Here is a 14,641-nt window from a genome sequence, read left to right on the forward strand (position 1 = left end):
GATGCCAAGACTAGCGATCGAGAGGGAATTCCTCCGAGACTTCGCACGGCTGGACCGCAAGCTTCAGGATCGGGTCTCCGACGTGTTCTCGAAGTTCAATGAGGCGACGCACGCGGGGATCCATCTGGAGAAGGTTGGCAACGCTCGCGACGATCGTCTCCGGTCCATCCGGATCGACAAGTTCTGGCGCGGAGTCGTCCTTGCCCCTGAATCAGGCGATACCTACACCTTGCTGAAAGTCCTGCCGCACGACGACGCTTACGTCTGGGCTCAGCGTCGCCAGGTATCGATCAACACAGTGACCGGGCGGATCGAGATCAGGGATGTCGAGGCGATCGACGCGACGCTACCCGAGCTGAGTCGAGCGGCGGGCGGCAAGGACGAGCGACTCTTCTCTCAAGTTAGCGACGGCGACCTACGCCGTCTGGGTGTGGATAACCAGACCCGCGAGTTTGCCGGCGTCCTCACCGATATTGTGCAGCTCGAGGCGGCCAGGGCCTTCCTTCCACAGCATCAGTGGGAGGCTCTCTACGGACTTGCCGCCGGCCTGACACCCGAAGAAGTCTGGAGCGAGCTAGGAGCACCACCGGCCGATGAGCAGATCGATCCAGACGACGTAGATGCAGCCGTCGAACGTACGGCGGAGCGCGTCGTACTGGTATCCGGGTCGGCTGAACTGCTCGAGGTGTTTCGTCGCCCGCTCGACCTGTGGCGCGTCTACTTACATCCCTCCCAGCGCAAGGTCGTCGCGGCGTCGTACCGCGGTCCCGCTCGCGTGACGGGTGGCCCGGGCACCGGGAAGACAGTGGTCGCGATGCATCGTGCGTATCACCTGGCTCGTCAGGGCTCGGGCCAGGTTCTCGTCACCACCTTCACCTCGACACTTGCCACGTCTCTCCAAATGGGACTCGACCTGCTGGTGGACGACCCGAAGGTTCGAGAACGGATTGTCGTCCAGCACGTGGACCAGTTTGCACACCACGTCTTCCGCAAGCGTTTGGGGCACCCAAAGCTGCTTTCGCCGACCGACGAGACACGCCGTTGGCGGCAGGTGCTACGCGCCCTGAAGTTGCCTGTCACCGAAACCTTCATGAGCGAGGAGTGGCGACAGGTCGTGCTTGCCCAACAGGTTCCGGATGGCGAGGCGTATTTGGCCGCCAAACGAACCGGCCGTGGGCGTCCCCTGGGCAGCCGTCAACGTACTCAAGTCTGGGCGGCGATCGATGCCTTCCAGCGAGGGCTCATCGAGGCCGGCCTGTGGACTCACGAGACTATTCAGGCTGAAGCTGCAGCAGTGCTAGGTGAGGCAAGCGACAAACCCTTCCGGCATGTCGTGGTCGATGAGGCGCAGGATCTCAACCCGAACCAGTGGCGCCTCCTGCGAGCGGCCGTCGCGCCGGCATCGGATGATGTCTTCATCGCCGGCGATACCCATCAACGGATCTACCAGCATCGCATCAGCCTGAAAGATGTTGGCCTAAACGTCGCAGGACGGTCGGCGCGGCTGACTGTGAGCTACCGCACGACCGCGGAGATCCTTGCTTGGAGCTTGAACATGCTGCATGGGCAGCAGATTGACGACATGGACGGCGGATCCGAAACTATCGCTGGATACCGCTGTGAGACCCATGGCACGCTGCCGCAACTCAAATCGTTCGCGGGACGCACCGATGAGTACAGGGCTCTGTCCGAGCAGGTTCGAACCTGGATTGACGCGGGGGTAGAGCCCGGTGAGATCGGTGTTACGGCTCGGTCGAACAGCGCCGTGGACACGCTCATCTTGGAGCTGAGGCGGTCCGACATCGATGCTTATGCGCTCGCTGACTCGCAGGCTCGATCGAGCGGTGTAGCTGTTGGGACGATGCATCGAATGAAGGGTCTCGAGTTCCGGTGCATGGCCGTGGTCGGTGTGACGACGAACCAAGTTCCGCCGCCTAGTGCAATCACTCCGGTCGAAGAGGACCGTGCTACACACCTGCAGGATCTACAACGCGAGCGTTGCTTGCTGTTTGTGGCGTGCACACGCGCCCGGGAACAGCTGTATGTCTCGTGGCACGGAACCCCCAGCGATTTCATCGACCAGGTCCGATGAGCCGCATCGCGTTGATCGGTGGGTGACACCAGGGTGGACGATAAGCCGATGAGGCCACTCGAGACGTCGGCACTGGTCAGCGCGCGCATGAGTCGGCAGAAGTCTCGAAACACGCAAGTCGAGATTGAGTTGCGTAGGTACCTGCACGCGGCCGGCTTGCGTTACCGGATCCACCGACGCCCGGTACTGGGAGTTCGGCGGGAGGCCGACATCGTCTTCGGTCCTGCACGTGTGGCCGTTTTTGTCGACGGGTGCTTCTGGCATGGATGTCCCGAACACGCTACGTGGCCCAAGAGTAATGCGGAGTTCTGGCGAGAAAAGATTGAGGGCAATCGCCGGCGGGATGCCAACACAGACGCCCTCCTCGCGAAGGCGGGGTGGCTCGTAGTACGGGTCTGGGAGCACGAGGGTATCGAGGCCGCCGCCGCACGCGTGCAACGCGCGGTAGCGGCACGACGCGTAAGTCAAGGGCGAGTCGTCAAGTAGCCCGGCACACTGCCTGAAGGAGTGGACACCAAGAGAGCACGGTCCAAGAAGCTGTTGTTCGTCTCGCAGCTGGTTTCCGGGAGCAGGACACAGGCATGGCACGCTGCAAGATTCACGCTGTCGGCGCCGCTCGCCTCGGACTCCATACAGAGCGGATCGTTGGAGCACCAGGTGGCTCGCTCAAAGGCTGCGGGAAGGGAGGATGCCAGGCTGGCGATTTCGCCTTGAGCGACCAGGCCGCCCAGGCTTCCGGCAGAGTCACTGGTCGCTGTGTAGATCAGCACGCCAGCCATGTTCTCATCGGCGTACAGGCGTTCCCGGAGGGCTGCGGCCGGGTAGCCGCCGTCGAGACTCCATTCGTTGATCAAGACGTGGGCTAGCGTGTGAAGGAGCAGGAAGCGTGGCGTAACTGGCGACTCAGGTACCGATGTCTCAGCTCCGCGATCAACAGCCGCCCGGCCTCGGAGCAGTTCGAGATGGTTTCGCCGGATTTTCTCACTGCGTGCGATGATCGCTGGAATAGTCTCCCAAGACTTCAGGCGATTCTCATCGAGTCGCAGAAATACACCTTCGCCGCTGACCTCCATCGCCGGAAGCCAGTCGATGTGTGTAGCCAGGGTCAGCGCTGCATGGCGTTGCGCCGGGTCAGCATCCGTCGGGATCGCCCCTCTCGAAAACGAGGTCAGGACGCGAACCTCGCGGAGGCGTTTCACCAGCATGCTCCGGTCGATGCCCAGTTCCTGGATCGGTGCCGTATCGGCCGCTGGCCTTTCGCACTCGAACTGTGACGCCACACGGGATTCCGAGCGATGCCCGCGAACGAGACTCTTATACTCCTCGTTCCGCAGTGAATCGAACCCCGTCGCGTAGTGGACCTCTTCTTCAGCGGCGAGTCGGTCCTGTTCTTCGATCTCCCGAACCTCATGAATCAAGTCTTCGAGGTCCACGTCGTGTTTTTCACTTGGCCGAAGTTGGTTGGAGTAGACCCAGCGGATCACCTCGTCAGGGGCGCCGATGAGGCGGTGCCGTTCGATCACTGCGTGAATTCCCTCGCCCCAGGGCGGAATCGACAATGCGCTGCGCATGATCGGGTGCCAGGTGGAAGACGAGCCACGCTGCATAGTGCGAGGTTGTTGATCGCAGGCCTCTACTGGGGCGTCCCTTAGCCAGGGCCGCCTTCCCTCACAGCGAATGCGAAGCTTATTGAGCTCAGTGGTTCGAAAGGCACCTTCCATCGATACCTCGGGCACACCACAGCTACAGCTGATGACGACTGACCGAAGTGACGCACTGCTGGCAAGAGTGTTGATGGAGATGCTCCCACCGCAGGAGCCACCAGAGTGATCGCTGCCCCGATGGATCCACTTCCAGTATGGGAAGTCATCGATATGACCGTTGTCGCAGCCGAGCACGAATCGGGACGGTACGAGTTCAATTTCGCACTCTAGGCACTTCGCATGACCAGTCGGTGAGTTGAATCTCCCGAATGGCTGGAGGGCGCTGCATTTCGGGCAGGAATAATATTCCGGAAATCGGCGGACCCGCACTCCGTCGGTTCCGCGGTCGAGGTCAGGCGTCGGCGGCAGGCGGAAAGACCGGACGCCCAGCACGCGAGCGAGGCGGCGTTCGAAGATCTCGGTTGTATCCCTGGTATCCCAAGAGTCGAGTCCGGCCACAATAAAGGACTCGTTGTCGATCGCGATCATCGCTCCCACTCCGTAGGTGGTGATCAGTTGGGACCGTCGAACCATGCCCAGCTTGCGAGGTACTACTTTCGGGGAACTGCCGGGCCGGCAACGTCGAGATGATGGCAAGCCGGGCATTTCAGCGCTCCTGTCGGCTGTGTTCGAAGAAGAGCGTCGACTGGGCGTCGACGTCACGCAAGCTCCACAAGGTGGACCAGGCGGCGGGTCTGTCTGAATGCTCGGCGCGTTCGAATCCGTCGAGCAATGCTGGACTGGAGCTGCCTCCTCTGGATTCATAGACGAGATTTGGGCTCCAGCTCGCCGCCTCCTGCCAGAATTCGATAAACCTGTCGAACTCTCCGGCGGTCTGCTCGCGCTCCCGAGCATCTACGGATCCGACTCGTCGCAGAAGGCGCGGACGCACTGTCGAATTGATGTCTTCCAAAAAGTTGTTGATGCGCGCCGCATCGGCGTCACCCGAGGCTGCGGGGATCATCAGACGTGTCAAGGCGACAATAACTGCGTGTAGGCCCCGGTCACGGGCGCGTGCGGAGAACGGAGTCACGCTGGTTGACTCCACCTCTCGATAAAGGGCTGAGTGGAACGCGGGGAAGTTTTCGTAGTGGGACCTATCCCTGGAGCGTGCCGAGTTCAGCATGACCGCGATGAGACCGGGGTGACGACGCCCCACCCGGCTCGTCGCCTGGATGTACTCCGCGGTGGTCTGAGGTTGACCCATGACGGCCATCAAACCCAATCGGTCGATGTCAACTCCGACCGAAATCATGTTGGTGGCAAGCAGGACGTCGACCACATCCCTGTCAGGCTTCGACCGTTCGAGCTCCCCTAGATAGCGAGGGACGTCGCTTGAACTGGCACGGCTGCTGAGCTCGATGATTGTTGGTGCCTTGCGTAGCCGGCTCTGACCCTGTGTCGCCAGCATCTCGAGGCGGTCTTGTACGTCGTCGCGCACCTGCAGTTCTGCGGCGGATAGAAGGCGCAGGCTGTTGAAGTACCCGACCAGGGTCCAGTAGGCATCGCGAATCTCGTCGATCTCCTCACCGGCTTCGACCGCATTCAACAGCGCCGCATAGGTTCGGATCAGCAGCGTGGCTTGACTTGTGCTGGGTGTCAGGAGGCCAACGTATCGGCGGGAAGCCTTCACAGTCCTCGGGGCTTCAACTGCAAACCAAGAGTCACGCGAGTCGAGGCCCGCGGGTGGGAACTGTGCCACTTCGCGATCGAACAATGCCCGAACTTGGTCGGATGCACGCCGAATGGTCGCGGTCGATGCGATCACCTTCGGTCCATCAGCGAGGACATCGACCGCAGTCTCATACAACCCTGTCAAGGTGCCGAGCGGCCCGGAGATCAAATGCAACTCGTCCTGGACGATAAGCTCAGGCGGCCGCACCCCGGCCGGCAGATCTCGATTGAAGAGTGCGCCCGTCTGCGGTCTCCACGGCATCGCAGCAAACTTGTCGACGGTGGCGATGATCAGGGTCGGGTGCGCTGCATAGATCGCCTCGTCTACCAAATGGACCGGTAGGCCATCAGCGGCATTGAAGTCGCAATCTGGCTCAGGACACCGCGTGTGCATTCGGACCGACTCGATATCAACTTGGTAGTTCGTTGCGTCTAGCGGCGAACCACACCATGGACAATGGTGGAGTTGTATGGGGTTTTCGCGTTGTAGGGACTTATGTGGCTGCCTCCGAACGACGGCGAGTTGTTCCTCGGCCCGCTCGAGTGTGTTCGGCGTGGCAGATGATCCGACCCACATGCCGATCGAGATGGGTGTCGATCCTAGCTTGATGTCCGGGCGTCGCCGAATGGTCTCCATGGCGCAGATCAGCGCGGTCGCCCGCTCGAACTGTTGGAGGGTGAGCAATCGTAAGGTATAGCGCATGAGGACGGTGACGCCTTGGCCGGTGTCGCCTTCACGCAGCCGCCGCAGAAAGACAGTAAAGGCGATGAGCCCTAGGTACGCTTCCGTCTTCCCGCCACCAGTTGGAAACCACAGCAGATCGGCTAGCTCACGATCCGGGTGATCCTGATCGGCTATGCCCTCCAAACAGAGCAGCATGAAGGCGATTTGGAACGGACGCCATCGACCCTCATGCGGCTTAGGGTTGCCATTCCTGCCGGTCTTGATCCACGATGTCCGAGCCCGCTGTTGAGCCATTGCTTCGTTGGCTAGTGCGAAGGCGGTGAAGATCTCAGATTGGCTCTGGTCACCAAGCAGGGCCACGCCGCGTCGCATTCGCGCGTGCGCTTGGCGACACATCATGAGCTGATGATCCGCCGCGATGGCGAGCTCGGTTCCCTCAAGGTCCGAAGCTTCTTTCGTCCGGTCGGCAATCCATTGTTCGTAGCCGTCGAGCAGTTGTCCGAGAGAAGACACAACCGCCTCTCGAGGAGCACGAGCAAGGCAGAGCATAGCGAGAGCCTCGTCGTCGATCTCCGGATTGGAGTCCGTCAGAAGCACTTCATGGGTGGGGATGAACTCAGTACGGATAACAGAGACGGCAGCCCTGGATGGCATCGGACTGCGGATCGGAGCAGGCACCCAGTCCCACGCAACGGAGCATCCATGACCGCTCGCGAAGTACGGCGCATGACGGTGAAGGAGTCTGCTCAATGCTTGCTCATCATCGACTGCTCCGAGGGCCGCAGGACGTTCGACGAAAGGACGTGTGCCTACCGGACCTGAGATAGTCAGCTCTGGTTGGAAGAAGCAATAAGCGTCTTGTAGATCGAACTCACCGGTTTCCCAGGTATTGACGAGGGTGATGGTGACTGTCCTGATCCCATCGGACCTTGGCGGACGTACCAGTGTCCGAAGCTGCAAACCGTCGCAAATGCCTTGCGGTTCGTGCATACCTTCGATCCGAAGATCGACGCTGATTGGTTCGCATCGGACGGGGACGCGGTGCCACCGTTCCTTCTGTTGGCCTGTACTGCGAGCTTCGCTGCGGCGCGGTTCAATCCGCGCGCCGTTCTCGTCGTGCGGCTCATAAATCGCGGCCGTGACTTCGGCGAACAGCGTTTCGGTGACCAGCAGATCGACGGCCAACGTCAGGCCCATGGTCGAAGGCTTGCGTCGGTTCGCGAGCGTGATGCCAAGATCCGTGGTTCCTTGTTCCTGATCATCTCTGGTGACAATGTCCGGAGGAGCATCGTCTGCAATGTCGTCCTCGACCCGATCCCTACTCTCGCCAGCGGCCTGAGGAAAGAGAACGCCGATCGGATACGCGGTGATTGGTGCGTCGTTCGAGAGAACCTCTTCCTCACCGCCCAATGGTCCGAGAAGGTCGGCCTGCAACGTGTCACGAAGCCTGGTACGCAGCTTGTAGTGCTGATCATGCTTGGAGCCGGTCATGCGTCAAAGCCGCCTTCCAGCTCTGAGCTGCCACCATGCCATTCGAATCTGCCCAAGCCGCACAGCCGGGGCGCCAGCCAGACGCCGCGATCATTCAGGCCAAAGCGCTTGGCGACCGCCGGAGAACCTGCCACCGTCTCAAGTGCATCAATCCTTAGCTCGGTGATGCGTAGCGGCCACCGCTCGACCTTCCAATCGCGGCTGACCTTGAGTAGCCGCCATAAATCCTGTCGGAAGCGCTCGGAGGTAGAGCCGATCGGGCGACCTTCGTGGAAAAGTCCGTACTGTGGCGTTTCTATGGCCGACATGGGCAGGTCGTGGAGGCGGCGTAACTCCACCGCGTCGCCGCTGCGCACGCAATCGGTGAGATAGCGCTGGGTTCCCACCGGATCGGAGGTCGGCTCGTCGGCTCCGGCTGGCACCTCGCGATTGATATCCAGACCTGCTGCCTCCATGCCGTAACGCTTCCACCGTGCCTGTGGACCCCGGCCACCACCCCGATACCACCGTTCCATCGGCGGATAGCCGTGGGCGAACTTGCGGACCATCCAGTCACGGTCTCGAGAGATTCGGTACAGATCGTGGCGAGCGCGGGTCAACGCAACATAGAGGAGGCGCGCCTCGGCCGGCGGATCATTATCTGCTCGGCCGTCCGGTAGCGCGCCAGGGGTAAGGACCAACACGCGATCGAACTCTAGACCTTTAGCCCTGTGGATGGTCGACACGGTGATCCGGTGTGCGAACTGACAGGTAAGTTCATCAGGAAGGCGATCTTCGGCAATAGCGCGATGTAGGGATGACAAATCGAGCTGACCCCGCGCTCCGGCGACGCGCAGCATGGAGCGCCAGGCCCGAGTCACGTCAAGTCCGTCAGGTGTAGTGAGCGTTGTCATGATCTCGAGGAAGCGGTCTTCCGCGATCGCTGCCGCAGATGTTGCAACCAGGATGTCGGCCAGCCACTCAGGTGCCAGTCGATCACGCGCAGATCGCTGGATACGGTGATCGACGCCGTTGTCGCCGAGCTCCTTGGAGAGAAGGAGAGCCTGGCCGTTATCCCGGCACAAGATTGCGGTGGTGCCGGCGTAGTCGAGGAGTGAATCTCGAACGAAGCCGTCATCGAAGCTTCCGAAATCGATCACCCTCTCAAGTAGAGCCCGCAATTCGTAGTGGATCGCCGTCGCCTTTGCATCGGCATCAGACTGCTCGCGGGGCAGGTCCTGAAGGCGTCGCCCGTAGGGCAGCGCGAGGCGAGCCTCGGACGTCACCGCCCGGAAGTTGTCAGTTAGCCGGAGCTCGACCAATTCCACACCGAAAGACGAGCGGAGCCAGTCGAAGAATCTGTTTGTTTCGGCGGCTCGCTCACGGGTATCAGAGACTTGAAAGCCGTAAATCGCCTGAGCGGCGTCGCCGACGACGGTGAACCCACTGTCGCCTCCGAATCGATCGAGAAGAGCTTCGACCAGCTCACGCCGGACACCGACGAGGTCCTGAACCTCATCGATGACAACGTGGGCTGGCCGACCGATCTCGGTCTGCTCGATCAGGCCGGCCTCGATTGCCTCGGTGGCCATCTTTATCCGCTTGTCGAAACTTAGGCTTGTGAGGTCTTCCCGGCCGGGGTCTTGTTGCAATAACAACGAGAGCGCCCAGCTGTCGAATGTGTAGGCCCGGACCCGTCGAGCCGTGACGGCGAGTCGATCGACTCGCTCACGAAGCTCCCGGACTGCGGACCGCGAGAAGCTGAGGACCAGGATTTCGGAGGCCTCCAGCTCCTCGACAGCAGTTAAGTGCTCGAGCCGGTAGGTGAGCGTTGTCGTCTTGCCCGCGCCGGCACCCGCGGTGACAAGTGTCCACCCATCCCATGGCTGTGTGACGACCGCTTGTTGCTCGGCAGTAAGCGTAAGGCGGACGTCGCTGGTGACGGTCATCGCGGGTCCTTCTTCCACAGGTAGTCGAACTCGTTGAATGCGAGTTCCTCGTGGAAGTTGGTGATGTTGTCTCGCATGTCGAGGATCAGGCAACTGTCCTTGCCGCCGTTGCGCAGGCCGCGCAGTCCGCGCCCGATCATCTGCTGATAGGAGTTGGCGCTGTAGACCGGCCGTGCGATGACGACTGCTCGGGTGGCGGGCGCGTCGAAGCCTTGCGTCAGGACCCCGTAGTTCGTGATGACCCGCACCTTTCCGGCACGGAAGGCGTCTACCCGTTGACGTCGCTCGGCAAGCGGAGTCGCCGAATCTATCGCGGTTGATCGAATACCTCGATCACCCAGCTTGGCGGCCAAGAACTTGGCATGCTGCACTGAGGTGGCGAACACCAGCACCGGCCAGTCGGGCGGCAACGAAGAAATCTCGTCCAGCAGTACGTTGTTTCGCCCTTCGTCCTCAGCCAGCCGCTGCTCTGCCGCACGTGGAAGGAAGCCACTGAACTCGGCGACATGCGCCAGCTCGTCAGCGTTGAGCTGCATGTCGGCACCAGTCAACTCGCGGTGCTCAACTCGCGAGAGAATCCCGAGGTCCTGCAAGCTGCTGATCGGTTCGCCAACGAAGATGCCCTCGTCCAACCGTGAATCTCCGAATCGCTGGACCAGGCGCTGAGTGAGATCGGCATTGCTCCTGAACGGTGTGGCTGTCAATCCGACCAGGTGTCTCGACGTCTCGCGATGGGTCAGTCCGAGCTGAGCGAGAAGGTTGGTATAGGTCGCGGATATGGCTCCGTGTGCTTCATCCACGAGCACCAAGGATGCCTGCCGTAGCCAGGAATACTGGTCGGCATCGAGAATCGATCGGAGCTTCGCGTCGGTCGCTACCACGAGGTGAGTACGTTCGGTGACCGGGGTCGCAGAGTTCGTATGCCAGAGCCGATCAATGACCAACGGAAGTTTGGGACCAACCCTCTCCCAGACGAACTTCCAAGACTGCACAGCCTGCTCACAAAGTTCGCTGGTCTGGGCAATCCAGAGAATCGGTCCTCGTGGTGCCCCATCTTCTCGGATCCATCGAATGACACCCTCAGCGGCGACACGGGTCTTGCCGGCGCCGGTGGGGAGGCTCAGCATGGCCCGTTGAGGTACATCGTGACGGAGTAGGGCGACCAATCGAGTCGCGATCCGTTCCTGATAGTCGTGTAGCGCTGGGAACTCAGTAGGACCATCTGTCTCGACCCGCATTGGTAATGGCGGGATGCGAGCGCCCGCGAACGTGTCCGGAAAGCCCAGATCTGTGACGAACCGCAGGGCCGTCGGGCCGCCGTCGAATTGGGAGGGCGCGGTAGCCAGCTGCGCGGCAATATCTTTCGCGTGAGCGCGCAAAATTCCGTCATCGTGTGCGTTATAAGCCATCGCGGCCAATCGGCGGGCATCAGGCTCCTGCCCTGCCTCGATAATCTCGCTTTCGAGCAGACCTGCCGGCAATCCTTTCCGTAGGTCGTCTTCGGGGATGAGCAACGAGATCTTGTCCACGACGCTCTCAGCTCGCCGAATCGATTCGAGCCGCACTCGTACTGCCTGGTCGGTCTGCTGCTGTCGATGGACCTCGATCAATCTTCTGCAACCCTCGCTGCCAAGTCCCCAGCCGAGTTCGCGGTCGATGAGCGTCAGCGTCTCCTCGAAAGAGATCGTTTCCGTTACCAGAACGGTCCCCTCCTGGCGGGCGCTCCTGAGCGGTACAGTCCGGATTCCGTGCGGTGTGCGGACGACCTCCTCGAGCTCTGTGCAACGTTGGAGCAGTAGGCCTGCTGCTCGGGGACCGAACCTTTGTCGCAATGGGGGATACTCGTCGGTGAGCAAGACTGAGAGGCCGCTAGGAACGGCCCTCACCCTCTTCTCGATCACGTCGGTGACCCGGCGCATACCCCACTCGCGGATCATGAAGTCGGCCTGCTCGGAGTCTGTGCTGGAGGCGACCAGTAGCGCTGGATGATTCTCGCGGATCAGCTCGTCGTATTCTTCGCGGTTGATTGCAACGGCGATGTCGCTATCAGGTCTGTGCTCCCAGCGATCACCTACCCGACAGCGAACATCAGACTCAGTGGTCACTAGCTCTAGAGCGACGCGGATAAGCAGGGCATACGCGCTACCGACGAATGCGTCGTCTGTGCTCTGCTTGGCCATTGCCAGAAGGTCCGCCCAACGCTCGGGCGCGACGGCCTCAGCGCTGTCAGGCATGCCTAGGCGCCGCGCCTTGTCAGGGCTGATCTCTGCAACCGGCAGCACCGTCGCATACGCGCTGAGCTGCGGCCCTACTGCGTCTCGAACCGGGACCAGTCCCTTTGAGGTCTTTACCATCCCATAGCTGCGCAGCAGCCAACGTATCGGTGATGAGACTGCTACCCGGGTGCTAACGGCCTTGCCGATCTGGCGGGTCCAGTTCTCGACCAGTCCGTCGTCGGGGATCGCGGCAAGGAAAGACGCCTTACCCTGTTCGGACAGCTGATCGAAAAGGTGTAGAGGGCCGGCGGTCGGGGAGCCTTCGAGCTTCACCGTCTGGAGTTGCACTCGGTGCGCGGTGACGTCGAGCTCTTCGCAGTACGCATCGTAAGCGGCTTGGTGGTAGAGGATGAACCAGTTGTCGTTCTCCGGTCGGTGGCCCTTCGTTGGCCTGTCCGTCATACCAAGCTCACGGAGTACTGCCAGATCATCGGTGTGGAATCGAATGTCCACAGTAAGATTGGCGTCGCGCGAGCCGTCATGAGGTACGACAGGCCCGGGGAGCAAGCAGTTCTTGATAGGGCGGAACGCGCCAGCGACCGTTCTGACCTGGAGAATGACGGAAGCGTTCTGAACTTTGTCCCGTATCGCTGGGGTCTGGCTTGTTCCCCCAGCGCTGCGCATTAGTTCCCAGAACCTGGTCCACAATTCTGGCGTGTACCCGCGGAAGCCTTGGTCCAGGACACTGTGAAACCGACCCTGACTGTCAGCATCACGGATACCGAGACGGTCGAGCTGGGGCCTCATGGCGGGATTGTCGGAGATCCTCTGATCTACATAGATCAGGTCGTCTCTCAGCCCGTCTTCGACCGAACGTCGGAACACAAGGCCGGCAACGGGCGCAACGAACCCATGTTCTTCGGTGAGCACGATCTTGGCCTTGCGGGCCTCGTCCGCTAGAACCTCGTGAGCACTGTCAATCGACGCGAGTTCGTGATCGAGAAGTCTTGCAAGGACGCGGATGGCCGCCGCCGAGGCCTCGGCCGTTCCATCTTCGACCAGCGCCTCCAACCAGTCACGGATGGTCTCAGGTTCTCTCCGTGCCGCGGCGTCGAGGATATGGTTCATTTTGCCGCGACGCACGGGGTTTGCATCAACAGAGTGATGAACCCAGTTGCTGGGGCGACCGGGATAGTCACGCCAGAGAGAAAGGGATGCTCCGCTCAGTCGTTCCGGGTGGATGCGGAGCGCCGAGGGCACCCTGAGCGTCCCTTCTTGGTCGGGTAGGGACGGGCTAATAGCGGCGAGCGTCCAGACTTGGTCGGTCAGATAGGCGCAGGCCCAGTTCGGTGACTCCTTGGTACGGCCAGGTAATAGCGGCAGATATGCGGCCGGGTCACCCGGAACGACCAGCTCAGGGAGGGAACCAATGACCAGCTTCGCAGCCACCGCCAACAGTTCTGAGTTGAGGTCGCTGCTGTCCAGGAGGTTCTGTCGATCCTCGTTGGTCTTCCACGCGGCATTGAGTGCCCCGCTCAGAGTGGTCGGGTACTTGGTGGGGAAGAACGACCAGAACATCCCTCGTTCGTTGGGCACCTGGTACTGCACATCCCCGGATTCGTTGATCACCGAGCTGTACTCGGGAACTGCCCACGACACCTCGAGGGTGACTCGGTCGTGCAACTCTCCTGCTCTGCCGCGGGCATTGTCGCTGATCTGGTGCGGAAGAACGAAGACTCGATACTGCTCGGAGCGAGCCTTGGCGCCGCTACGCGCCTCGTGGATTGTGTGATGAGCGCGGTGATGACTCACCGTGATCTCACGCCGGACAATTGGCATCAGACGACGATCTTCGAGCAGCACAGTGCCCACGTGATTGGAGAAGAGCTGGAACAAGTGGGGGAACTCGCGGGCGCCGGATCCGTGCCTGAACTGAGAGTCCTGCTGGATGTCGTTTCCGAGGCGTGCGTGGACCCCAGTCAATAAGGGCAAGCGGACGACTGTCGTCGCCCAGGTGAGCAAGTCGCTGAGGATCGGATCAGCAGCTCGCTCTGCATCGAGGTCCAACGCGCGGGCCAGCCGCAGAACCGGTGTTTCTCCCACGTCCTGAACGGGTGGAAGGTCTCTCCTCTGCCGTCCTTCGTTGACGGCCTTGAGTATCTCGGCAGCCGACCAATCTGCGTCGAACCCGAAGGATCCGGATCGGCTGAAGAACTGCGGTGTTCGAGTCACCGAAAGTACCGATTTCACGCCGACACCAAAGCGGCCGATCTGGCCGCCGCGCTTCCTGGAGACCCCCATACGCAGGATGGTGTCTGCACCCTCAGGCGTAATCGGGGTGCCTTCATTCGCGCAGTACAGGTTCTCCTCGGTGAGGATCGCGTGGATCGTTCCGCCGCGATGTTCGTCGCCGATCATCTCATCGGCAGCATTCTGTACGAGCTCGAAAAGCTGGCGATCGCCGTAGCCGCCCTGATGAATCCGCCGTTCGCCGTTGGTGTCTTCCTCGATGCGATCGGGGTTATACGCGTATGTACCTAGCGCAAGTTCGGTGAGTTCGGCAACCCGTCTCAGGACAGGTCGATCGATCGGCGTGTTCACTCAGTGCTCCGATCCGCGCGTGCCGGTCGGAACAGTCCACGGCTAAGCCGTGTCTGCGCGTTTCCCGGCGTAGTGGATCGTGATAGTGCCTGATGTGACGTTGATGCGCGCACGAAGTTCCCCCAAGTAGTGGAGCAGGCAGCGAACCTGCCCCCATGGTTGTACTACCGCTCGCTGACTACGTTTCGTTACAACGGAGTGGCTCTCGTTTTGGCAACGGTTCCTCAGCGTGTTACTTGAGAGGATCAGCG

At 61.1% G+C, this 14,641-nt stretch carries 6 protein-coding genes; 2 read left to right on the forward strand and 4 right to left on the reverse strand.

Annotated elements, in window-relative coordinates; translation table 11 throughout:
• Position 1: 1 nt before the first annotated feature.
• Positions 2–2,092 carry a UvrD-helicase domain-containing protein gene (locus EV138_RS27705; RefSeq protein WP_133982207.1) on the forward strand — a complete coding sequence of 697 codons (2,091 nt, stop codon included), beginning with the start codon at positions 2–4 and terminating at the stop codon, positions 2,090–2,092.
• Positions 2,093–2,179: 87 nt separating this feature from the next.
• Entirely contained in the window at positions 2,180–2,578 is a 399-nt protein-coding gene (locus EV138_RS27710; RefSeq protein WP_238158564.1) for a very short patch repair endonuclease, read from the forward strand.
• On the opposite strand, the gene drmB is transcribed toward EV138_RS27710, so the two are convergent.
• The 4 genes from drmB to EV138_RS27730 are packed head-to-tail and all read right to left on the reverse strand — an operon-like array spanning position 2,557 to position 14,390.
• A complete protein-coding gene (gene drmB / locus EV138_RS27715) occupies positions 2,557–4,401 on the reverse strand; it encodes a DUF1998 domain-containing protein (protein ID WP_133982211.1) in 1,845 nt (614 codons plus the stop codon). The two genes, EV138_RS27710 and drmB, sit on opposite strands and share 22 nt — an antisense overlap.
• 1 nt (position 4,402) lies before the next feature.
• Positions 4,403–7,645, reverse strand: coding sequence for a helicase-related protein (locus EV138_RS27720; RefSeq protein WP_133982213.1), 3,243 nt, complete (start codon positions 7,643–7,645; stop codon positions 4,403–4,405).
• Positions 7,642–9,573, reverse strand: coding sequence for an ATP-dependent helicase (locus EV138_RS27725; RefSeq protein ID WP_133982215.1), 1,932 nt, complete (start codon positions 9,571–9,573; stop codon positions 7,642–7,644). The genes EV138_RS27720 and EV138_RS27725 overlap by 4 nt, the downstream gene beginning before the upstream one ends.
• Entirely contained in the window at positions 9,570–14,390 is a 4,821-nt protein-coding gene (locus tag EV138_RS27730; protein ID WP_133982217.1) for a DEAD/DEAH box helicase family protein, read from the reverse strand. Before EV138_RS27730 ends, EV138_RS27725 begins: the two co-directional genes overlap by 4 nt.
• Positions 14,391–14,641 lie beyond the last annotated feature (251 nt).

The sequence above is a fragment of the Kribbella voronezhensis genome, from assembly GCF_004365175.1.
GTDB lineage: Bacteria > Actinomycetota > Actinomycetes > Propionibacteriales > Kribbellaceae > Kribbella > Kribbella voronezhensis.